This window comes from Pseudogemmobacter bohemicus, from assembly GCF_003290025.1.
In the GTDB taxonomy this organism is placed as follows: Bacteria; Pseudomonadota; Alphaproteobacteria; order Rhodobacterales; family Rhodobacteraceae; genus Pseudogemmobacter; species Pseudogemmobacter bohemicus.
The window spans coordinates 23,332-43,934 of the sequence record NZ_QNHG01000002.1; the positions used below are offsets into that span (position 1 = coordinate 23,332).

Annotated in this window: 20 protein-coding genes; 14 read left to right on the top strand and 6 right to left on the bottom strand. The window is 64.1% G+C overall.

Annotated features, from left to right (window positions below; genetic code table 11):
- Nucleotides 1-55: 55 nt before the first annotated feature.
- Genes DRF71_RS08115 through DRF71_RS08145 form a run of 7 tightly spaced genes read left to right on the top strand, consistent with a single transcriptional unit; the run spans nt 56 to nt 8,146 of the window.
- Nucleotides 56-292, top strand: coding sequence for a hypothetical protein (locus DRF71_RS08115; protein ID WP_112310095.1), 237 nt, complete (start codon nt 56-58; stop codon nt 290-292).
- Nucleotides 289-1,119, top strand: coding sequence for a CpaB family protein (locus DRF71_RS08120; RefSeq protein WP_112310096.1), 831 nt, complete (start codon nt 289-291; stop codon nt 1,117-1,119). Before DRF71_RS08115 ends, DRF71_RS08120 begins: the two co-directional genes overlap by 4 nt.
- The gene (locus tag DRF71_RS08125; RefSeq protein ID WP_112310097.1) at nt 1,113-2,438 is read left to right on the top strand and encodes an AAA family ATPase; all 1,326 of its coding nucleotides are present in this window, start codon (nt 1,113-1,115) and stop codon (nt 2,436-2,438) included. The genes DRF71_RS08120 and DRF71_RS08125 overlap by 7 nt, the downstream gene beginning before the upstream one ends.
- Complete coding sequence (locus DRF71_RS08130) at nt 2,438-3,826, top strand: CpaF family protein (RefSeq protein ID WP_112310098.1); 1,389 nt, start codon at nt 2,438-2,440, stop codon at nt 3,824-3,826. The genes DRF71_RS08125 and DRF71_RS08130 overlap by 1 nt, the downstream gene beginning before the upstream one ends.
- Nucleotides 3,827-3,828: 2 nt before the next feature.
- Complete coding sequence (locus DRF71_RS08135) at nt 3,829-4,779, top strand: type II secretion system F family protein (RefSeq protein ID WP_112310099.1); 951 nt, start codon at nt 3,829-3,831, stop codon at nt 4,777-4,779.
- 34 nt (nt 4,780-4,813) lie between these two features.
- Complete coding sequence (locus DRF71_RS08140; RefSeq protein WP_112310100.1) at nt 4,814-5,659, top strand: type II secretion system F family protein; 846 nt, start codon at nt 4,814-4,816, stop codon at nt 5,657-5,659.
- Between the two features lie 15 nt (nt 5,660-5,674).
- Entirely contained in the window at nt 5,675-8,146 is a 2,472-nt protein-coding gene (locus DRF71_RS08145; RefSeq protein ID WP_112310101.1) for an ATP-binding protein, read from the top strand.
- A gap of 130 nt (nt 8,147-8,276) precedes the next feature.
- Here DRF71_RS08145 and DRF71_RS08150 read toward each other — a convergent pair whose 3' ends face one another.
- Nucleotides 8,277-10,661 carry a DEAD/DEAH box helicase gene (locus tag DRF71_RS08150; protein ID WP_112310102.1) on the bottom strand — a complete coding sequence of 795 codons (2,385 nt, stop codon included), beginning with the start codon at nt 10,659-10,661 and terminating at the stop codon, nt 8,277-8,279.
- 224 nt (nt 10,662-10,885) lie between these two features.
- Here DRF71_RS08150 and DRF71_RS08155 point away from each other — a divergent pair, with 224 nt between their 5' ends.
- Nucleotides 10,886-12,139 (top strand): DNA polymerase IV, encoded by a 1,254-nt coding sequence (locus DRF71_RS08155; protein WP_112311219.1) that lies wholly within the window; start codon nt 10,886-10,888, stop codon nt 12,137-12,139.
- A gap of 75 nt (nt 12,140-12,214) precedes the next feature.
- Here the strand turns inward: DRF71_RS08155 and DRF71_RS08160 are convergent, their stop codons facing one another.
- Nucleotides 12,215-12,556, bottom strand: a complete 342-nt coding sequence (locus DRF71_RS08160) for a hypothetical protein (RefSeq protein WP_112310103.1) — start codon at nt 12,554-12,556, stop codon at nt 12,215-12,217.
- A gap of 68 nt (nt 12,557-12,624) precedes the next feature.
- Nucleotides 12,625-13,452: a 2,3,4,5-tetrahydropyridine-2,6-dicarboxylate N-succinyltransferase gene (gene dapD, locus DRF71_RS08165; protein WP_112311220.1), complete on the bottom strand. Its 828-nt coding sequence runs from the start codon at nt 13,450-13,452 to the stop codon at nt 12,625-12,627.
- A 108-nt stretch (nt 13,453-13,560) separates the two neighbouring features.
- On the opposite strand from dapD, the gene DRF71_RS08170 reads away from it, so the two are divergent.
- The gene (locus DRF71_RS08170) at nt 13,561-14,382 is read left to right on the top strand and encodes a TIGR00730 family Rossman fold protein (protein ID WP_112310104.1); all 822 of its coding nucleotides are present in this window, start codon (nt 13,561-13,563) and stop codon (nt 14,380-14,382) included.
- A 37-nt stretch (nt 14,383-14,419) separates the two neighbouring features.
- On the opposite strand, the gene DRF71_RS08175 is transcribed toward DRF71_RS08170, so the two are convergent.
- Nucleotides 14,420-15,115, bottom strand: coding sequence for a glutathione S-transferase N-terminal domain-containing protein (locus DRF71_RS08175; protein WP_112310105.1), 696 nt, complete (start codon nt 15,113-15,115; stop codon nt 14,420-14,422).
- A gap of 149 nt (nt 15,116-15,264) precedes the next feature.
- Between DRF71_RS08175 and mscL the strand changes: the two genes are divergently transcribed.
- Both mscL and DRF71_RS08185 read left to right on the top strand, forming a co-directional pair.
- A complete protein-coding gene (gene mscL / locus DRF71_RS08180; RefSeq protein WP_112310106.1) occupies nt 15,265-15,651 on the top strand; it encodes a large conductance mechanosensitive channel protein MscL in 387 nt (128 codons plus the stop codon).
- 230 nt (nt 15,652-15,881) lie between these two features.
- A complete protein-coding gene (locus DRF71_RS08185) occupies nt 15,882-16,649 on the top strand; it encodes a calcium-binding protein (RefSeq protein ID WP_112310107.1) in 768 nt (255 codons plus the stop codon).
- A 130-nt stretch (nt 16,650-16,779) separates the two neighbouring features.
- Here the strand turns inward: DRF71_RS08185 and rpsU are convergent, their stop codons facing one another.
- A complete protein-coding gene (gene rpsU / locus DRF71_RS08190; protein ID WP_082400860.1) occupies nt 16,780-16,986 on the bottom strand; it encodes a 30S ribosomal protein S21 in 207 nt (68 codons plus the stop codon).
- Nucleotides 16,987-17,093: 107 nt separating this feature from the next.
- Here rpsU and DRF71_RS08195 point away from each other — a divergent pair, with 107 nt between their 5' ends.
- Both DRF71_RS08195 and DRF71_RS08200 read left to right on the top strand, forming a co-directional pair.
- Entirely contained in the window at nt 17,094-17,792 is a 699-nt protein-coding gene (locus DRF71_RS08195) for a COQ9 family protein (RefSeq protein WP_112310108.1), read from the top strand.
- Nucleotides 17,793-17,835: 43 nt separating this feature from the next.
- A complete protein-coding gene (locus DRF71_RS08200) occupies nt 17,836-18,837 on the top strand; it encodes an NAD(P)H-quinone oxidoreductase (protein ID WP_112311221.1) in 1,002 nt (333 codons plus the stop codon).
- 111 nt (nt 18,838-18,948) lie between these two features.
- On the opposite strand, the gene DRF71_RS08205 is transcribed toward DRF71_RS08200, so the two are convergent.
- On the bottom strand, nt 18,949-19,599 hold the full coding sequence (locus tag DRF71_RS08205; RefSeq protein WP_232831387.1) for a ribonuclease T2: 651 nt from the start codon (nt 19,597-19,599) through the stop codon (nt 18,949-18,951).
- A gap of 153 nt (nt 19,600-19,752) precedes the next feature.
- On the opposite strand from DRF71_RS08205, the gene DRF71_RS08210 reads away from it, so the two are divergent.
- Nucleotides 19,753-20,517: a DUF1013 domain-containing protein gene (locus DRF71_RS08210; RefSeq protein ID WP_112310110.1), complete on the top strand. Its 765-nt coding sequence runs from the start codon at nt 19,753-19,755 to the stop codon at nt 20,515-20,517.
- The last annotated feature ends 86 nt before the right edge of the window (nt 20,518-20,603 follow it).

Here is a 20,603-nt window from a genome sequence, read left to right on the forward strand (position 1 = left end):
TTCTAAACGCTCTGCATCGCAAACTGGCCCTGTTTTTCAGCAAGGGCCGGCAGGCATGGTTCCGTTTCATCTTTTTCTCCGGCTCGAAACCGGCACAGGGCGCGAGGACTGGCTGCTCATCAGCGCGGCGGCGGCGGCTCTGACGACTTTTCTCGGGCTCTGGCTCAGCGCGGGCGGGGCGGATCACGTCACCCAAAGCCTGCGCGGCGTCATCTCGGATGCGGTGAATGAAATCGGCAGCGAGGGGGCGGCCGCCACCGCCTTGCCACCAGAGCAAGGGGAAATGCCATGAAAGTCAGGATCTTGATGCTTATCCTGTTGGGAATTCTGCTTTCTGTGGTCGCGGGCTTCGGCACGTTCCAATATTCCCGCGCCCTCGAATCCGAGCTTGCGACGGCCAGGGTCAGCCTGCGCGCCTTTGGGGAGACGGTGCTGGTGCCGGTGCCCGTCCGCGACCTCGCTCCGGGCAGCATCCTCGGTCAGGACGATTTCATGCCGGTCAAGATGCCGGGCAGCTATCTGCCGGACAATGTGCTGCAAAAACTTCCCCCGGAAACCGAGGGAGGATTCGTCGCACTGGCCGCTTTGCGCAAAGGGGCGCTGGTGCTGAAAGGCGATATCGCGACCTCGGCCGGGGGGCCGGATTACGGCTTCATCCTCTCCGGCGACGCCCGGGCCATCGCGATCCGGGCACAAAATCTCGACGATTTTATTGATCGGCTGAAGGCCGGCGACCCCCTTGACCTGCTCTGGACCCGCAATACCGGCGGCGGCACCACCGAGACGCGGATGCTGGGTTCGGCGCTCCGGATCCTGGCGCTGCCCACTGGCGGTGGCGAAGGGCCGCTTGCCGACAAGCTGATCCTGGAAGGAGCCTCGCAGGATGCGATGCGGGTGGTCGAGGCCTCGTCCTCAGGTGTGTTCAGCATCCTGCCCTCGGCGCACAAACTCAGCCTTGACCAGGAGGAATTCGTCGTGGGCCCCGCCGATCTTGCCACCCTGCCGCTGGTGGTGCGTGAGGGTCAGGCAGACGGCGTCGCCCAGGTCGCGGCCCGCGCCAGGTGCCAGACCGCCATCGTGCGCGGCGGCGCGCGCTCGGTCATGGATGTGCCATGCTGAGCGAACCCCCGCCGCCGGAAGACGAGGGCCCGATGCGGATCTGCGCGATCTGCGACGGATTTGACGCGCTCCTGCGCATGTCAGCCTGGCTGGTGCATGTGCCAGCCAATGCCATCCGCACCGATCTCGGCCTCACCGAGGCGCTGGATCTGCTGCACCAGCCAGCACTCCAGGATTTCGACCAGATCATCCTTGCCCCCGATACCGGCAAGACCGCGGCGCCCAAACTGGTGACAGGTGTGTTGCAGGCGGCGGCCGGCACGGGCAGAAATCTCGTCCTGCTGCTGCCCCCGGGATCACGGCTGACCTTGCCGCAGATCCCCGGGATGCAGATCCATTACGGCCCGCCCTTCGCCGCACCGGAGCCTGTTCCCGATCATCCCGCCGACGGCAATGCCGCTTCAGCGGGCGAGGCTGCGCGGCAAGACCAGAAACCCTCCACCCCCGCGAAAGGTCTGCTGACCCGCCTTCTGCGCCGCGGCCCGGCTCAGCCGGTGGCGCAAAACGGGGTTCTGTTCGCCCCCGAACTGCCGCAACAGCCCTGCCGCATTCTGGCGTTCCAACCGGTTGCCGGCGGGACAGGCGCCACCACCCTGGCCGTCAACCTCGCTGTCGAGCTGTCGCGCCTGCCCGACCCGCCGGAAATCTGTCTGATCGACCTCAATCTGCAATTCGGCAATTCCGGCACCTATCTCGATCTGCCGGCCAATTCCCGGGTGACCGATGCCTATCGCCAGCTCGGCGCGCTGGATTTCGATTCTTTTCAATCCTGCCTCTTGCGGGTCTCGGACCATCTGCGCATCTTCGCTGCCCCGGCGGAAATCCTGCCTATTGACGGCATGTCCGACCGGGATCTGCGCCGCATCCTCTCGCTCGCGCGCGATCATGCCGATCTGGTCCTGCTCGATCTGCCGCATCTGATCACCGACTGGAGCGGGACCGCCTGGGCCGAGGCCGATGCGGTCTTCACGATCAGCCGCTCCGATGTCCGTTCCGCGCAGAATATGGTGCGCCTGCTGGCCCTTTTGCGGGCGGAGCGGCTGGCGGAAGGCCGGCTCTTTCATCTGCTGAACATGGTGCCGCCCCGCCCCGATGCCGCATTCACCGCCTCACGCAACGGGTTTGAGGCCGGGATAGGCGCCGCCTTCTTCCGCCAGCTGCCCGATGGCGGGCATGAGGTGGAGACCGCCTGCAATTCCGGAACGCCGCTCTGGAAAGCGGCTGCCACCAACCCCCTGCGCAAGGGCATTCTCGACCTCTGCGAGGCGCTGGCCCCGAAAATCGACCGCCGCCGGCAGACTGAAACGGGGGCCGTCTGATGTTCGACAAGTTCCGCCAGAGCAAATTCGGCGAGGCTGTACCGGTGCCCGATCCGGATCAGCCGCTGCTTCCGGCCGGCGATGGCGATGCGCCCCCTTCGCCCGAGATTGTCATCGCGCGCCAGCGGCGCCGGAAACTCGCCGAAATCCGCCAGCAGGCACATCAGCAATTGCTGGAAATTCTGAACCTTTCCGCACTGGTCCAGGCCTCCGAAGCCGATATCAAGGCCGAGATCGCGGCGGTCCTGAAATCGCTGATCCCCTCGCAAAGCGTGGCGGTCAGCCGCTCTGAACGCGATGGCCTTGTCGAGGATCTTTATTATGAGGTGATGGGCCTTGGCCCGCTTGAGATCCTGATCAATGACGAGATGGTTTCCGATATCCTGATCAACGGGCCCGAACAGGTCTTCGTCGAACAGGGCGGCTTGCTTGAGCTGACCGATGTGCAGTTTCAGGATGAGGCGCATCTGCGGCGCATCCTGCAAAAGATCGTCGGCATGGCGGGCAGGCGGCTCGATGAATCAAACCCTTATGTTGATTCCCGGCTGCCTGACGGCTCGCGTCTGAATGCGGTGATCGCGCCGATCGCGCTGGATGGCACGCTGGTTTCCATCCGTAAATTCCGTAAGGACAAGCTGAGCCTCGACCAGCTGACCTTCCTTGGCGCGATGAGCGAAAAGATGGCGATCTATCTGCGCACCGCCGTCGCCTGCAGGCTGAATATCGTCATTTCGGGCGGCACCGGTTCGGGCAAAACCACGCTGATGAATGCGCTTTCGGCTTTTATCGGCAAGCGAGAGCGCATCATCACGGTCGAGGATACCGCCGAATTGCAACTCCAACAGGCGCATGTCGGGCGAATGGAAAGCCGGCCCGCCAATATCGAAGGCAAGGGCGCAATCACGCAGCGCGACTGTCTGCGCAATGCGCTCCGGATGCGGCCCGACCGGATCATCGTCGGCGAGACACGTGGCGATGAGGTGATCGACATGTTGCAGGCGATGAATACCGGCCATGACGGCTCGATGACCACGATCCACGCCAATTCCGCGCGCGACGCAACCAGCCGGCTGGAGAATATGGTCGCGATGTCAGGCGTTGAGATCCCGCTCGGCGCGCTCAGACGCCAGGTCGCCAGCGCGGTCAACCTGATCGTCCAGGTCAACCGCTTGCAGGATGGCAGCCGCAAGGTGACCTCGATCACCGAGGTGACCGGCTGCGAGGGCGAGGTTCTCACCATGCAGGAGCTGTTCTATTTCGAGCATACCGGCGTCACCCCGGATGGCCGGGTCGAGGGCGGCTTTGCCGCTTCGGGGGTGCGTTCGGCCTGGACCGACCGGTTTCGCCGCTGGGGCATCGCCTTGCCTGCCGATCTCTGGGGGGTGTGACAATGCCGCTTTCCCTGACCTTCGGCCTGATCCTCTCGGCCGGCTGTGGTCTTGTCGTGCTGGCGCTGTGGCTGATTTCGGATCTCGGTGCCCGACACCGGCGGCTGACGGCGATACGGCGTTTTTCCGGAGAAGTCCGCAGCGGCGACCCGCTGCTGGAAGAGGCCGATGCTGTCGCCCTGCGCCGCGACGCACTGCACCGAAACTGGCTGACCCTGTTCGCCTCCCCCACGGGCGGGCGGGCGGATATCGTGCCCCGCCACCTCGCGCTGATCCTCATCCTCACCGTGACCACGATTATGACCCTGTTGGCGCATGTCGTTCTCGGCCTCGGCCTGACCATCGGGATTGCCACCGGGCTGATCCTGTCGCTGGTGATCTGGGTCATGCAGGTCCGCCGGCTGATCCGCCGCCGCGCCTTCGCTATCGAAGAGGCGCTGCCCGAGGCCATGGATCTGATCGTACGCTCGCTCAAGGTCGGGCTGCCGGTCGGTTCTGCGGTTCAGACCGCTGGCAAAGAACTGAGCGGCCCGCTTGCCGAGGAATTCTCGGAGACTTCGGCACGGATCAGCTATGGCCAGGAGCCGGTCGGTACGCTGCGCGACATGGCGAACCGCACCGACAGCCAGGGGTTGCGCTTCTTCGCGGCAGCCGTGGCGATCCAGTCCAGCACCGGCGGCAATCTCGCCGAGGTTCTGGAGCGGCTTTCTTCCATCGCGCGCGGGCGACAGCAATTGCGCCGCAAAGTTCGCTCCATCACCTCCGAGGCGAAATGGTCCGGCCGTTTCCTGTCCTTCTTCCCGCTGGGGGCAACGGTGATGCTGCTTGTGGTAAACCCCGACTATTTCTCGGAAATCTCCGACAAGCCCTTCTTCGTGCCGATGCTGGGCCTGGTGGCGACGCTGCTCTTTCTCAATATCCTCTTCATGCACTGGCTGGTGAAAGTGGAATGACCAATGCCGCACAACCCGGAACAGGAGGCCGGCAATGACCTCATCAGCATTCTTCCTTGGTGCCTTCATCCTCAGCGGGTCGCTGTTCTCGCTGGCGATGCTGGTGGTCAGCCGCCTGCCCGAAGGCGTCTTCCGCAGCAGGCCCCGTAATGAGCCCGCCGCCGCGCCCCTCTCTGGCGATGCGGCCGAGCTGCGGCGCCAGCTTTTCCAGGCCGGCTTCAGCCATCCCGAGGCTGCGCGCTATTTCACCATGACCAAGATCGGGCTGGCGATCGGCATGGTGGCGCTGGTGGCGGCGCTGCTCGTGCTGTCTGCGCCCCTCGCGGCGCTCGCGCCCGTGAAGAAGGCCATCGCGCTGATTGCCGGCTTTCTGCCTGGGTATTTCCTGCCCACCATGATCGTCGACCGCCGCCGCAAGGCCTGGCAAAAGCGAATTGCCATCGCCCTGCCCGATGCGCTGGATTTCATGCTGGTCTGTGTCGAGGCCGGGCAGACCACCGACCTTGCATTGATGCGGGTGGCCGAGGAAATGGCACCGGTTCACCCCGATCTCTCTGCCCGGCTGCACGCCCTGACCGAAGCCCTGACCGCTGGGGCCGAGCGCCAGGACGCCTGGAACCGTCTGTCCCAGGAGACCGGCAATGATGATCTGCGCCAGCTTGCCACTATCATTGTGCAATCCGGCACCATGGGCACCCCCGTCGCCCAGACCTTGCGGGTGTTCAGCGCCGATCTGCGCGACCGGCGGGTGCGCCAGATCGAAGAGCGCGCCAATGTTCTGCCAACCAAAATGACGCTGGGAACCATGCTCTTCACCGTGCCCCCGCTGCTGATCCTGCTGTTGGCACCGGCGGTCTATCGCCTGATGACCACCAACTGACCAGGGAGAAAGGGCATGGAACAGGGCGAAAAACAGACCGCGAATGAGGGCAGCTGGCGGCCGGCTTCGGTCTTTTGCCTGACCCTGCTGCCGGCAGCCAGCCAGATCCTCACCCCGATTGCCACCCGGCCCGAGGTGCAGCCGCTTTCTGCAGCCGTCTTCGCCGCGATCCTGACCGGGATCCTCGCCGCGCTCTTGCCGACGGACAGATTCGGCAACCGGATCATGCATCTGCTCGTCCTGATCACAGCCATGGTGCTGCTGCCTGTTTTCGGGATCAGCAGCCTCTTTCTGCCGGAAAGCCCGGGCAATGGCGGCACGGTTTTCATCACCGCGCTTTGCTGGGTGGCCGGGATCCTGCTGGCGCTGCTCGCCCGCGCCTCACGCCAGGTTCTCAGCTGGCAGGCGGTCGCCAACTCAACCGCCCTGATCCATCCGATCCATCTTTTCTTTGCCTTTTCCGTCTACTCGACGGGATTTTGGCTGATCGCGACCATGGTTCTGCCTGGTCTCAGCGCGCCATTCTCCCTTGAGCGCGCCCTTCTGGCCGCCGGGCTGGCGGCCTTCACGCCAGGCGTCACATTGCTTTTCGGCCTGGCCGTAGCCATTGCCGGCGACCGGAAGGAGATGGCTCCCTCCGATCTGACGCCGGTGCTTCTGACGATTGCCGCCGTGCTGGGCCTTGGCCTTGCCGCAAGCAATCGGATCACCGCAGAAATTCCGGCGGGCTATCTGACCCTGCTGCTTGTGCCTGCCTTGCTGGCGGTCTTCCTCTTCCGGCGTTTCGCGGCACTGACCCTTGCGGGGATGTTGCTCTTCCTTTCGACCCCTCTGCTCTGCGCCTGGCTGCTTGCCAGTCCGGCGGGTGATCCGGGCCTGCTTGCCCTGCTCGCCGCCCTGCCTTTCAGCATCATGCGCACCAGCCGCCGAAGCGGTGGCAATCTGGTGCGGCGCGCCGGCGACCCGCCGCCCGCCGTCCTTTCAGCCTTCAGCCGTAGCTCGACCAGCTGGCTGATCCTGCTCGACCTGGAAAAACGCACCGTGCATTTCCCCTTCGGATCCGCCTTCTCGGCCGAGCGCGGGCAGCCGGTCGGCTTCAACCGCATCTTTCAGGAAAGCGGTTCCGGCGGCTTGCTCGATCTTCTGCGCGAATTGCAGAAACCGGTGGGCGAGAAGCCCGCCCCGGTCCGAATTCGCCTCCAGATGAAACCGGGCGGCGAAGCGCGGCGCCAGGACAGCGAGCCGCAACTCTTCGAGGCGCGGATCCTGGAAAACAATCGCCCCATGGCCTGGCTCGCGCTGTTCAGCCTTTCGCATGAGAAGGAACTGGCCGAGCGCGCCGAGCAATTGCTCGCCGATGCCGTGCTGCGCGAAGAACGGCTGCTCTCCTTCGCCGCGCATGAATTGCGCACGCCGGTCGCCATCCTCTCCATGCTCGCCGAGGAGTTGCGCAACGGCTCTCTCTGGGAGGATGTGCGCGAGGGGTTTGAGCAAACAATGGAGCGGATCACCACTATCATCGAAGACCTCAGGGCCGACAGCGGCACCAACGCCACTCCCAGCGGTCAAAGTTTTACCCCGGCCGATCTGATCTCGCAGCTGTTCGAAATTTTCTCGCCGGTCGCCACCACCCATGGCGTCACCATCGAGGCCAGCCAGACCGACAGTGCCGATCTGCAGCTACTGGGGGATTTCGGCAGAGTTTTCATTGCCTTGTCTAAGCTGATCCACAATGGCATCATCCATTCGCGCGGCAGCATGATCCGGATCAGCGTGATTGCCAGCCGTGGCGCCGGCGCCGAGGTCACCCTGACCTGGCAGGTCGCCGATAATGGCATCGGCATCCCCGAGCCAGAGCGCGAACGGATGTTCGAGCCCTTCTGCACACCGCCCGGCGCGGCCTCGGGGCGCACGGGGGCAGGGCTTGGCCTTTATACAGCGCGCAAGGCCATAGGGCTGCTCGGGGGTGATCTCAGCCTCCTTGAATCGCAGCAGGGCACCCATTTCGTGCTGAGCCACCCGGTGCGCAGCGCCGTTCCGTCCGGCCCGGTGACCGAAGCAGCGGAGGAGGACGACCTGACGGATCCGGCGACTGCCCCACGCTGGTTTGCCCGCCATGTGCTGCTGATCGAGGATAACCGCCTCGTCGGTGAAATCACCCGCACCCGGTTGCGGCGGCTGTTCCGCCATGTCGATTGGGCCGAAACGGGGACCGATGGTCTCGAAATGTGGTATCGCGGCAGCTATGATCTGATCCTGGTCGATCAGCTGCTGCCAGGCGCCACCGGCTGCGAAATCGTGCGCGAGATCCGCAAGACCGACAAACAGGTGCCGATCATCGGCATCACGGCATCGACCCTGGGGTCAGAATGCCGGGATCTTGAGGCTGCCGGCGTCACCCTCGCCCTGGAAAAACCGCTGAGTTACACCCAGCTTATGGGCCTGGCCGAGGAATGGTTCCCCGATCAGCGTGCGCAGGCCAGCTGATCCCCGGCGGGTCCTGGGCGGTCGCAGATTCGGGACACTTCACCCCCTGTTCACCCCCTGTATCGCGCGAAAGACGTCGGGGTGCGGGCCTTTGCCAGCACCCCGGGCCAATGATCAGAGCCCTCGCGTCTCAGCTGCGCGGGCGCTTCGGCGGCGTGAAGCGCTTGGAAGTGTCGCTTGCATCTGCCGGGCGTGCCGCCGGTTTGCGCGTGGCAAAGCCTTTGCCCGCATCGGTTTTCGCGCCAAAGCTCTTGCTGCCGGCCGCGCGCGGAGCGCCCTTGCCATAGGCGGGCTTCCCTTCCACGGGCTTGCCAGATGCCGGTTTACCCGCATAGGGCTTGCCGCCATCCCGTTTTTCATAAGGACGCGACTCACCTTCCGCCCGAGGCTTGCGGGGCGCTTCATCGCGGGCGGGGCGGGCGTCACGCCCTGCCGGGGCGCCGCCATGGCTTTTGAACCCGGTCGCACGGGCCGGACGATCCGGGCTGCCGCCATGCGATCGGAAACCGGCCGAACGCGGAGCCGCTTTCGCTGGCCGGTCATCACGCATCGGGCGCTCGCCATCGGTCGGGGTCCAGCGCGGTTTGGCCGGTGCATCCTCGTCGCGGCGGGTATAGGGCTTACGCGGAGCATCTCCATCCTCACGACGCGCATAGGGCTTGCGCGGCGCATCGCCTTCCTCGCGGCGGGCATAGGGCTTGCGCGGGGTGTCGCCTTCTTCGCGCTTTGCCCAGGGTTTCTTCGGCGCATCGCCCTCTTCACGCCTGGCCCAGGGCTTGCGCCCTTCGCCGGTCTCGGCAGCCTCACGCGGTGCGCGCGGGCGGCGCGGAGCCTCCTCCTCAGCCTCGGCGCGGGGTGGACGCGGCGACCAGGCCGGTTTCCCCTCGCGCGGCGCACGTTCGGGGCGGGCACCGGTCACCCGGCCCTTCGGCCCGAATTCGGGTGCCTCGGCAGTACGCTCCATCACCAGACCCGGCTCGATCTCGGTCATCTCTTTGAACCGCGCGGCCAGCGGCTCGGCGATCTGCACGAAGGTCACATTCTGCTGTACCCGGATCGCGCCGATCCCGTCTTTCGCAATACCACCGGCTTCGCAGATCTTCGGCAAGAGCCAGCGCGCCTCGGCCCGGCCCTCATGCCCGACCGAAAGCTTGTACCAGACCGATGGCCCGAACTCGCCCCGCTCACGCGGTGGCAAGGCGGCTGGCGGCGGCAGGTCTTCGACCAGCTCTTCCGGCGCAGAGCGCTTGGCCCGCCAAAGCCGCACGAAAGCCGCCGCAATCGCCTCGCCGCCATGGGCCTCCAGCAGATCCGCCGCGATACCGGCCTCTTCGCCCGGCGCCTCGGTCAAAGCCGGGTCCGAGATCAGACGCGCATCTTCCCGCTCCTGAACCTCATCGGCACCCGGAGCCTTGCCCCATTCCGCCACCAGTTTCGCCCCCTGCAGGATGCGATTCGCCTTGCGGAATTCGGCCTGCGGCACCACAAGAACCGACGTGCCCTTGCGGCCCGCCCGCCCGGTCCGGCCAGAGCGGTGCAGCAGCGTTTCGGGATTGGTCGGCAGATCGGCATGGATCACCAGGTCGAGGCCCGGCAGGTCAATGCCCCGCGCCGCCACATCGGTCGCGATACAGACACGCGCCCGCCCGTCGCGCAGCGCCTGCAGCGCATGCAGGCGCTCGCTTTGCGACAATTCGCCCGACAAGGCCACCACCGGGAAGCCCCGGTTCACCATCCGCGCATGCAGGTGGTTCACATTGGCTCGGGTCTTGGCGAAGACAATCGCCACCTGGGCATCATACCAGCGCAGCAGGTTGAAAATCGCCGGCTCTTTGTCGCGATTCGACACAGAGACAGCACGGTATTCGATATCGGCGTGCTGGCTGGCTTCGGATTTCACCTCGACCCGGCGCGCATCGCGCTGATAGGTGGCGGCGAGCGAAGCGATCTCTTTCGGCACCGTGGCCGAGAACATCAGCACGCGCTTTTCCTCGGGCGCGGCGCCCAGCAGGAATTCCAGATCCTCGGCAAAGCCCATGTCCAGCATCTCATCGGCCTCATCAAGGACGACAGCGGCCAGCTCGGACAGATCCAGCGACTTGCGTTCGACATGGTCACGCAGCCGGCCCGGCGTGCCGACCACGATATGGGCGCCGCGATCCAGCGCCCGGCGCTCGGTACGGTAATCCATGCCGCCGACGCAGGAGGCCACGGTCGCGCCCTCATAAAGCCAGACCAGTTCCCGCTGCACCTGCAGCGCCAGTTCGCGCGTGGGTGCAATTACCAGCGCCAGCGGCTTGTCGGCGGGCAAAAGCTGGTCAATGCCGCCCAGCACCTCGGGCGCGATCGCAAGACCAAAGGCCACCGTTTTGCCGGAACCCGTCTGCGCCGAAACCAGCAGGTCACGCCCGATCAGATCGGTGGCCAGCACGGCCTCCTGCACCGGGGTCAGCGCGGAATAGCCCTTGGCTGCCAGCGCCGCCTTAAGCGGGCCCGCGAGAGAATCAATCGTCATCTATTTTCCTGTCAGGGGGCCAGTTGCCCCCGCATATGAGCCAGAGAGAAGGCCCAGAGCACCGCCGCAACCCTCCCGGTCACGGCCCGGAACAGACAGGCCTGAGGGCGCCATACAAGGTTTTGCGAGCGCTGTCCATCAATCACCGCGGCCGCGCAGGATATGACGGGGCGATGATGGCGCCCCTGTTCCGAAACGCATGTTCCGGTTATGATCCTGTGACCATGCCCAGCCTCTGCCGCGACTGCCTGACCCGATTCGAAACCGGCCGCCGCTGCCCGTCCTGCCGGTCGCCGCGCGTGATCGCGCATGTCGAGCTTGAGACCCTCACCATCGCCCATATGGATTGCGACGCCTTTTATGCCAGCGTCGAAAAGCGCGACAATCCGGCGCTGCGGGATCAGCCGCTGATCGTCGGTGGCGGCAAGCGCGGCGTGGTCTCGACCTGCTGCTACCTGGCCAGGATCCGCGGGGTGCGCTCGGCCATGCCGATGTTCCAGGCGATGAAGCTCTGCCCCGAGGCGGTGGTGGTGCCGCCCCGCATCGCGCATTACGCCGACGCCTCGCGCCAGATCCGCACCATGATGGAAGAGCTGACCCCGGATATCGAGCCGCTGTCGCTGGATGAGGCCTTTCTCGACCTCACCGGCACGGCGAGGCTGCATGGGGCGCCGCCGGCGGTGCTGCTGGCGCGGCTGACGAAACGGATGGAGAAAGAGGTCGGCGTCACCGGCTCCATCGGGCTGTCGCATAACAAGTTTCTGGCGAAGATCGCCTCGGATCTCGACAAGCCGCGCGGCTTTTCGGTGATCGGCCGGGCCGAGACCGAAGGATTTCTGGCGCCGAAGCCAGTGGGGATCATCTGGGGCGTTGGCACCGCCAGCCGCGCGGCGCTGGAGGCGGCGGGGGTACGGACGATCTCCGACCTCCTCCGCTGGGACCGCCGCGACCTGACCCTGCGCTTTGGCCAGATGGGCGACCGGCTCTGGCATCTGGCACGCGGCGAGGATCACCGCCGCGTCAGCCGCGATGCGGGCCTGAAATCCATCTCGAAAGAGACGACCTTTTTCGAGGACACCACCGATGCCGATCTGCTGGATGGCCATCTCTGGCGGCTGGCGGAACAGGTCTCGGACCGGGCCAAGGCAAAAGATCTCGCCGGTCGCACCATCACACTCAAGCTGAGAAAAGGCGATTTCCAGATCGTCACCCGCCGCCAGGCGCTGCCCGATCCGACCCAGCTCGCCGACCGCATCTACCGCACCGCGCGCGAAATGCTGGACCGCTCCGGCATCAAGGGCCCGTTCCGCCTGATCGGCACCGGCCTCACCGACCTCTGCCCCGGCCCGGATGCCGATCGCAGCCCCGATCTGCTCGACCCGGCTGCGGCCCGGCGCGTAAAGGCGGAACATGCCGCTGACGCCATCCGCGCCCGTTTCGGCAAAGACGCGATCATCAAAGGCCGTGCCCTGCGCTGATCCCATTCCCCTGACGCAAATACTCCCGCCGGAGGCATCCGCCCCCGGCCAGAGGTTCCGTCTGTCGTAAAGTCTTCAGTCGTAAAAAGGCGTCATCTGCGCCACGATCACCGAATTCTCGGCCAGGGCACGCTCCATCAGCGCAACCTCTTCCTCGCCGATCTCATCGCCCGCCGCCCTCCGCTCATCCAGCGTGCCCAGACCCTGCACCTCCAGCGGCGAAAGATCGGCATCTTTCAGGATCGCCACGGTCTCGCGCACCGCCTCGGCCTCATCAACACCCGAGGAATAGCAGAGCAACGCCGCACCGGTCGCCTTTTCCGGCAAACCGTCCCCCGCCTTGCGGCCCACCTCGACCACCAGGGAATAGACCTGCTGCGGGCGCTTTTCCTTTACCGGTTTCTCAACATCATCCATGCCCGCGCCCCCAAATCCTTCAAAGGATTTGGGCCGGTTTCTTCAAAGAAACCGACCCCCGCTTCTGTTCAGTCGCGCAACAGCTCGTTGATCGAGGTTTTGGAGCGTGTCTGCGCATCCACCCGCTTCACGATCACCGCGCAGTACAGGTTCACACCGTTTTTCGACGGCAGCGAGCCGGCGACCACGACCGAGCCCGCCGGCACTTCGCCATACATCACTTCGCCGGTTTCACGGTCGACGATCTTCGTGGATTTGCCAATGAACACACCCATGCCCAGAACCGAGCCCTCGCGCACGATGCAGCCTTCAACCACTTCCGAGCGCGCGCCGATAAAGCAATTATCCTCGATGATGGTCGGGCCAGCCTGCATCGGTTCCAGCACGCCGCCAATGCCGACGCCGCCCGAGAGGTGCACATTCTTGCCGATCTGGGCGCAGGAGCCGACGGTGGCCCAGGTATCGACCATGGTGCCCTCATCGACATGGGCGCCAAGATTGACGAAAGACGGCATCAGCACCACGCCTTTCGCGATATAGGCCGAACGGCGGACGATGCAGTTCGGCACCGCGCGGAAACCGGCGGTTTTCCACTCGGCCTCACCCCAGCCGTTGAATTTGCTGTCGACCTTGTCCCACCAGGTGCCGCCCTGCGGGCCGCCTTCCTGGATCTCCATATCTTTCAGGCGAAACCCCAGAAGAACCGCCTTTTTCGCCCATTGGTTCACATGCCAGTGGCCATCCGCCTGACGCTCGGCCACGCGCAGTTTTCCCTTGTCCAGCGCCTCAAGCGTCGCCTCGATGGCATCGCGCGCCTCGCCTTTCGTCGCCGGGGTGATGGTGTCGCGTGCCTCCCAGGCAGCCTCGATTGCGGTTTCCAGAGCGGCATTCGACATGTGCAATTCCTCGGACAGGGTTTTGTTCGGGTTCAACGGGCTATAGAGCTTGAAGCCGGGCCACGCAATCACACCCTTTCCGGGCGGCCCCTGTTCGCAGGAGGGACCATGAACGACGAGTCGCGCAATCACCCGTTCCGGGACAGCAGCCAGGATCTGATCGCTGCCGATAAATGCCCCGATACGCTGCAGACCCGGGCGCCCGCTTACCGACTGGCCTTTGCCGACCAGGATTTCCTGACGCGCGAGGATCTGCGTCCGGTGCGGCTGCAGCTGGAACTGCTGAAACCGCAGCTGATCATGGATGAGCGCGGCATCGAGACGACCATCGTGCTGTTCGGCGGCGCCCGCATTCCGGCGCCGGAACATCGCGAGCAGGCAAAGACCAAAGCTCTGGCCGATCTTTCCCCCTATTATGACGAGGCGCGGCGTTTCGCGAAGATAATGACCGAGCGCAGCCTTGCCAGCTATGGCCGCAAGGGCGTTATCGTAACCGGTGGCGGCCCGGGGGTGATGGAGGCCGGCAATCGCGGCGCGGCTGAGGCCGGCGGCCATTCCATCGGCCTCAATATCGTCTTGCCGCATGAACAGGCGCCGAATGCTTATGTCTCACCGGATCTGTGCTTCAACTTCCACTATTTCGCGATCCGGAAGATGCATTTCCTGATGCGGGCCGAGGCGATCGTGGTCTTCCCCGGCGGTTTTGGCACGCTTGATGAGATGTTCGAGGCGCTGACGCTGATCCAGACCAGGCGGATGAAGCCGGTCCCCTTCCTCCTGTTCGGCAAGAGCTGGTGGGAAAGCGTGGTCAACTGGAGCCAACTGGCCGAGGCCGGGGTGATCAGCCCGGAAGACCTCGACCTGTTCACCATGGTCGAAACCGCCGAAGAGGCGATTGCCGCTATCGACGGCTGGAAAAAACCCTGCTGATGGGCAAGCGGGGCCGCTCAGGCCCCGCCTTCCGATATCAGCCGCGCGCCGGGATAGTCATCGCCCGCTGCATCGCCGGACGCGCGAGGATCCGGTCCAGATAGGCCGGCACGTTTTTCAGCTCTGCCCAGCCCGCAATATCCGCCGCCTTGTAGAACCCTTTCAGCGTGTTGAGCCAGGGGCCAATGGCCATATCGGCGATGGTATAGTCGCCGACCAGCCAGTCCTGGCCCTCCAGCGCGCCATCGAGCACCTTCAGCAGCCGCTCCGCCTCGGCGCGGTAGCGCTCTTTCGGGCGCGGGTCCTCGATCTCTTTGCCGGCAAAATGGTGGAAAAAGCCCAGCTGGCCAAACATCGGACCAAGGCCGCCCATCTGGAACATCAGCCACTGGATCACCTGCCAGCGCTTCGCTCCGGGCAGGAATTTCCCGCTTTTCTCGGCCAGATACAGCAGGATCGCGCCGCTTTCGAACAAGGGCAGCGGCTGGCCATCCGGCCCATTGGGATCAATGATCGCCGGGATCTTGTTATTCGGGTTCAGCGACAGAAATTCCGGGCTGAACTGGTCGTTCTTTCCGAAATCGACCAGATGCGGCTCATAGGCGAGGCCGGTCTCCTCCAGCATAAGCGAGACCTTGATCCCATTCGGGGTAGGCAACGAGTAGAGCTGGATCACATCGGGATTGCGGGCGGGCCAACGGGCGGTGATCGGAAATGCTGAAAGCGTGGTCAATGCGGCCTCCTGAGCCTGTTTTGGTGAGAGATAGGCAATTTTTCCCCATGGGTAAGCCCTGTTTTATGTGCGATATTCCCGCCGCGTCTGTGCGCAAAGTGCAGAGAACAGGGCCGGGCAAATCCGGCGGTAACAAGGGACACAGTCAGATGCTCAATGAGTTCAAGGCCTTTATCTCCCGCGGCAATGTCATCGATATGGCCGTCGGTATCATCATCGGTGCGGCCTTTACCGCCATCGTCACCTCGCTGGTCGATGACCTCGTCAATCCGCTGATCGGCCTGATCATCGGCGGGATCGACTTCTCGAATCTCAGCTTCGGCCTTGGCGAGGCGCAGTTCAAGATCGGAAGCTTCATCAATGCCGTGATCAAATTCCTGATCATCGCCTGGGTGGTCTTCCTTTTGGTCAAAGGCATCAACCGCGTCTCGCAAATGGGCAAGAAAAAAGAAGAGGCCGCCCCGGATGCACCCGCCGCCCCCACCGAGGCAGAACTCCTCCAGGCGATCCTGGTCGAGCTGAAATCGAAAGCCTGACGGGTTTCAAAGCCTGAAGACCAAACGGCCCGCCTTGCGCGGGCCGTTTTTTCATGCAGCTTTGCGTGCGGGGCGTGGAGTGCAACGCCCCCTGTATTTGTCCCGGATGCTGTTCTGGATCACAGGAGGGAAATCAGGTGCCATTAGCCGGAGTTCAGAGCATCGGTGCAGGAATACGCTATGCGCTCGCAGAAGGTGACAGCCTGTTTGTCCTGCCGGGCGTGACAGTGATGAACACCGCATTGGGTACCATTCGCAATTTCGGCTCGCTGGACGGCGATCTCTATCTCGGTTCCGGTGCGGATATGGTCGACAATCGCGAAGGCCGCATCACCGGCGTGGTGCTCGGGAATGGCGGCAATGATGTCTTTATCGGCAATCCCGTCCGGGCCGAGACCTTCAATGGCGGCGAAGGCGTCGATACGGTGGATTTCCGCAATGGTGGTTCGGTGATCGTCGCGCTGGATCTCAGCCGCGCCGGCAGCGGTCAGGCGCTTGGCGATACTTATTTCAATGTCGAGAATATCTTCGGCTCGAAGCAAAATGACATCATCGCCGGCAACAACCTGAACAATGTGCTGACCGGCGAAGATGGCAATGACTGGCTGCATGGGCGGGGCGGCAACGATCTCCTGCGCGGCGGACCGGGCGCCGATACCCTGGCGGGCGGTGCCGGGAATGATGGCTTCCAGTTCATGCATAGTGATAATGTCGGCGACACCATCATGGATTTCACCAATCTGGCCGGGAACAATGATTTCTTCCATATCTCGGCGGCAGGTTTCGGCGGCGGCCTGGTCGCGGGCGCGCTGGCGGCGGCGGCCTTCCAGTCGGGCGCAAGCAATGTGGCGGGCTCTGCGGCGACCCGTTTCATCTACCGCAGCACCGACAACACCCTCTGGTATGATGCCGATGGCAATGGCGCGGGTGCGGCGGTCCTGCTGGCAACGCTGCAATCCGGCGCCACGGTGACCGCCGCAGATTTCCTGATCTTCTGATCCGCCCATCTGCCGGCAAAGGAAAACCCCCGACCGCAGGGGCGGGGGTTGACCTTGAAAGGACCGAACGGTCCCAGTGTTCACGTCCCGGAAGCCCGGGAAACGCCTCGAAGTTACCTCGCGGTGAAACTCAGAGTGCGCCTTCGCGTTGCGCTTTCTTGCGCGCGAGTTTACGCGCACGGCGGATCGCTTCGGCTTGCTCGCGAGCTTTCTTAACCGACGGTTTCTCGAAATGTTGCTTAAGCTTCATTTCACGGAAAACGCCTTCGCGCTGCAGCTTCTTTTTCAGAGCACGGAGTGCCTGTTCGACGTTATTGTCGCGGACGCTGACCTGCATGTGGTTGTCACCACCTTCCTAAGCTAGAGTTGCACATATTTGTGCAGGCCCGGCGCGCATAACAGATGCAGGGGCACCTGTCCACCTTTTGACCTGCGGAGACGGCAATGGAAGCGGCTGAAGCAAGGGAAAAACTGCTGAATGCGGCGTTGCCGCATGTGGCTTTCGACGGCTGGTCCGAGACCACGCTGAAGGCGGCAGCGGCTGATTCGGGGGTGGCACCGGGCCTGGCCGCCGCGCTCTTCCCGCGGGGTGGTGTGGATCTGGCGCTGGCCTGGCATATGCAGGGCGACCGCGAAATGGCGCGGATCCTTGCCGAAGAGGATCTCACCCTGCTGCGGTTTCGCGACCGGGTGGCGCGGGCCGTTCTCTTGCGGCTGCAGCTTGCCGATCGCGAGGCGGTCCGGCGCGGCAGCACGCTTTTCGCGCTGCCGCTTTACAGCGCCGATGGCACCCGCGCGATCTGGGGTACGGCCGATGCGATCTGGACCGCGCTTGGCGATACCTCGGATGATGTGAACTGGTATACAAAACGCATGAGCCTTTCGGCGGTCTATGCGGCAACGGTGCTGTTCTGGCTGGGCGATGACAGCACCGGCCAGCAGGCGACGCGCGATTTCCTCGACCGCCGCATCGAAGACGTGATGCGGTTCGAGAAAACCAAAGCAGCCCTTGCCAGCAACCCGCTTGGCAAGGCACTGATGGGGGGACCGCTGAGTTTCCTTGGCCGGATCCGCCCGCCCCGTATGCCCGCCGATCTGCCGGGCCAGGAAGCAAAAGGCGGCAAAGGCCCCCGTCCCTTCTGATCTGGCCTTCCCGCCCGCAAAAAGACAAAGCAAGCCCATGCCCATGACCGACAAGCTTTCTGATTCCATGCAGGCCATCGAGATCGTGGCGCCCGGAGGCCCCGATGTCCTGCAACCCTGCAGCCTGCCGGTGCCGGTGCCGGGCCATGGCCAGATCGTGATCCGGGTAGCCTATGCCGGGGTGAACCGCCCCGATGCGCTGCAACGCGCCGGCGCCTATGCGCCGCCCGCCAATGCCTCGCCGCTGCCGGGGCTGGAATGCTCAGGCACTGTGGTCGAAACCGGCCCGGGCGTGACGCGCTGGAAGATCGGTGAAAAGGTCTGCGCCCTGCTCCCGGGCGGCGGCTATGCCGAATATGCGCTTTGCCATGAGACCCATGCCCTGCCGGTGCCCGCCGGCATGTCGATGAAAATGGCCGCCTGCCTGCCCGAGACCTGTTTCACCGTCTGGTCGAACATCGTGATGCGCGGCGGGCTGAGGGCCGGCGAGAAATTCCTCGTCCATGGCGGGACATCCGGCATCGGCACCACGGCCATCCAGATCGCAAAGGCCCTCGGCGCACGGGTCTTCGCCACCGCCGGCAGCGATGAGAAAGCCCGGGTCTGCACAGATCTGGGCGCCGAGGCCGCCTTCAACTACCGCACCCGTGACTTCGTGACCGAGCTGCGCAAGCTGGGTGGCGCCGACCTGATCCTCGATATGGTGGGCGGCAGCTATATTCCCCGCAATATCAAAGCCCTGGCCGATGAGGGCCGGATCGTGCAGATCGCTTTCCTGCAAGGCGCCAAGGCCGAGGTGAATTTTGCCGAGGTGATGATGCGCCGCCTCACCATCACCGGCTCGACGCTCCGCCCGCAAAGCGACATCGCGAAAGCGCAGATCGCGCGGGATCTGGAGCGCGAGGTCTGGCCGATGATCGCGCGCGGCGCGCTGAAAGTGGTGCTCGACAGCGAATTCACGCTGCGCGACGCCGCGAAAGCGCATGAGCGGATCGAATCCCCCGGCCATATCGGCAAGATCGTGATGAAGGTCGAGAATGCCTGACCTCAACGCGGGCTGAAATCTGCGCCTCCGGCGGGAGTATTTTTATCAAGAGGAAATGCCGTCTTCCTCCTGACCCAAATACTCCCGCCGGAGGCATCCGCATTTAACCAGTCAGCGCACCGCGTCGAGCACCGCGTCTTTCAGCCGGCAATCACGGATTGTGTCCTGGCCGCAGCGGCGCGGCTCAAGGTCTTTCGTCAGGCAGATCCGCACTTCGCGGATGGCGCCGTCCTGACAGGTGATGGTCACCTGATCGGCTTTCAGCCTCGGGTTCGATTCCAGAAACGCGACTTCGATCACTTCGGCGGGTACTTTCAGCGTTTTGGACATACGCCTGAATACCGGCGGGATTTTGATGCTGTTATACGCCTCCCGCGCCGTCGCGTAATAGACGCGCGGCGCCAGGCCCGAGCAGCGACCATGCTTTTTCCACTGATAGAAGGCCGAACCCGCCCCGCCCATCACATCCGCCATTGCCGCAGATTCTCCGCGCGCAGGGTCACGCTCTGCCGTGCGACAGTAAGACGGCCAGCCCTTTTCATATTGCGGCCACAGCCCGTGCAGCACGAAGGTCAGCCCGCGTCCGATATCGCATTGCGGGTCCTGGCGCGCATCGCCCTCTGCCTCGCACCAGCCGGAGGACCAGGACAGCGCCATGACGTAATAATCGAAATCGCCGGCCTTCTCACCCTCGGCCCTTGCGGGGGACAAAGCGGCGGTTGCGGCCAGAAAGGCGCAGACGAGCGACAGGATCCGCAGCAATTTTACTTTCCCTCTCGCAGGAATCGCACTATATGGCAGGGAATTCCCCGACATCGGAGAACGTGAACCAAAAGTTCACAGCCGTTTTCCCGGCACGGGAGAGATTTGTAAAGGCCAGCCCTGCAATCGGGGCAGCAGCTGAAAGGAAGTCCTATGTCGAAGCCGATCATGGCCCGCGCGACCGCCGTATGGCTGGTGGACAATACGACCCTGACCTTTAAGCAGATCGCCGATTTCTGCGGTATGCATGAGCTGGAAGTCCAGGGCATTGCCGATGGCGATGTCGGCGGTGGCGTCAAAGGGTTCGACCCCGTGGGGAACAACCAGCTTGACCAGGTCGAGATCGACCGTGGCGAGAAAGACCCGCTTTACAAGCTGAAGCTCAAGTTCAACGCAGCCGCCGTGGGCGAGGAAAAGCGCCGTGGCCCGCGCTATACGCCGCTGTCGAAACGCCAGGACCGCCCTGCGGCGATCCTCTGGCTGGTCAAGTTCCACCCGGAACTGTCGGATGGCGCCATCGGCAAGCTGGTGGGCACCACCAAACCGACGATCCAGTCGATCCGCGAGCGCACCCACTGGAACATCCAGCACATCACCCCGGTCGACCCGGTCGCGCTTGGCCTCTGCCGCCAGTCCGAGCTGGACGCCGCCGTGCAACAGGCCGTCCGCCGCAAGGCAACCGAAGGCGGCGTGATGTCGGATGACGAGCGCCGCAAGCTGGTCTCCACCGAGCAGAGCCTCGGAATGGAGCCGGTGGCGCGTGTCGAAACCGCCCTTACCGGGCTGGAAGTCTTTGGCGAAGAGCCCGGTCGCGAAGAGGACGACACGGACGAGAAGGATTTCTCGGATGCCGACAGCTTCTTCTCACTGCCCTCGGGCGATCAGGATGACGACGAGGACGAAGAGCCCCGCCGCTAAGCGCGAAAACGCGCAGATATTGCCTTAAACCAGGCAGAAAACCGGGCCAGGCGCCCGGTTTTTTTCTTTGTCTCGCCTTAGTTCAG

Excerpts from the sequence above, each read along its gene's own strand:
- DRF71_RS08120 (WP_112310096.1), top strand. The coding sequence starts at position 289 with ATGAAAGTCAGGATCTTGATGCTTATCCTGTTGGGAATTCTGCTTTCT.
- DRF71_RS08185 (WP_112310107.1), top strand. The coding sequence starts at position 15,882 with ATGAACACCGCATTGGGTACCATTCGCAATTTCGGCTCGCTGGACGGC.
- dapD (WP_112311220.1), bottom strand. The coding sequence starts at position 13,452 with ATGTCGAATGCCGCTCTGGAAACCGCAATCGAGGCTGCCTGGGAGGCA.
- DRF71_RS08135 (WP_112310099.1), top strand. The coding sequence starts at position 3,829 with ATGCCGCTTTCCCTGACCTTCGGCCTGATCCTCTCGGCCGGCTGTGGT.
- DRF71_RS08170 (WP_112310104.1), top strand. The coding sequence starts at position 13,561 with ATGAACGACGAGTCGCGCAATCACCCGTTCCGGGACAGCAGCCAGGAT.
- DRF71_RS08200 (WP_112311221.1), top strand. The coding sequence starts at position 17,836 with ATGACCGACAAGCTTTCTGATTCCATGCAGGCCATCGAGATCGTGGCG.
- rpsU (WP_082400860.1), bottom strand. The coding sequence starts at position 16,986 with ATGCAGGTCAGCGTCCGCGACAATAACGTCGAACAGGCACTCCGTGCT.
- DRF71_RS08130 (WP_112310098.1), top strand. The coding sequence starts at position 2,438 with ATGTTCGACAAGTTCCGCCAGAGCAAATTCGGCGAGGCTGTACCGGTG.
- DRF71_RS08115 (WP_112310095.1), top strand. The coding sequence starts at position 56 with ATGGTTCCGTTTCATCTTTTTCTCCGGCTCGAAACCGGCACAGGGCGC.
- DRF71_RS08155 (WP_112311219.1), top strand. The coding sequence starts at position 10,886 with ATGCCCAGCCTCTGCCGCGACTGCCTGACCCGATTCGAAACCGGCCGC.
- DRF71_RS08160 (WP_112310103.1), bottom strand. The coding sequence starts at position 12,556 with ATGGATGATGTTGAGAAACCGGTAAAGGAAAAGCGCCCGCAGCAGGTC.
- DRF71_RS08140 (WP_112310100.1), top strand. The coding sequence starts at position 4,814 with ATGACCTCATCAGCATTCTTCCTTGGTGCCTTCATCCTCAGCGGGTCG.
- DRF71_RS08150 (WP_112310102.1), bottom strand. The coding sequence starts at position 10,661 with ATGACGATTGATTCTCTCGCGGGCCCGCTTAAGGCGGCGCTGGCAGCC.
- DRF71_RS08210 (WP_112310110.1), top strand. The coding sequence starts at position 19,753 with ATGTCGAAGCCGATCATGGCCCGCGCGACCGCCGTATGGCTGGTGGAC.
- mscL (WP_112310106.1), top strand. The coding sequence starts at position 15,265 with ATGCTCAATGAGTTCAAGGCCTTTATCTCCCGCGGCAATGTCATCGAT.
- DRF71_RS08145 (WP_112310101.1), top strand. The coding sequence starts at position 5,675 with ATGGAACAGGGCGAAAAACAGACCGCGAATGAGGGCAGCTGGCGGCCG.
- DRF71_RS08195 (WP_112310108.1), top strand. The coding sequence starts at position 17,094 with ATGGAAGCGGCTGAAGCAAGGGAAAAACTGCTGAATGCGGCGTTGCCG.
- DRF71_RS08125 (WP_112310097.1), top strand. The coding sequence starts at position 1,113 with ATGCTGAGCGAACCCCCGCCGCCGGAAGACGAGGGCCCGATGCGGATC.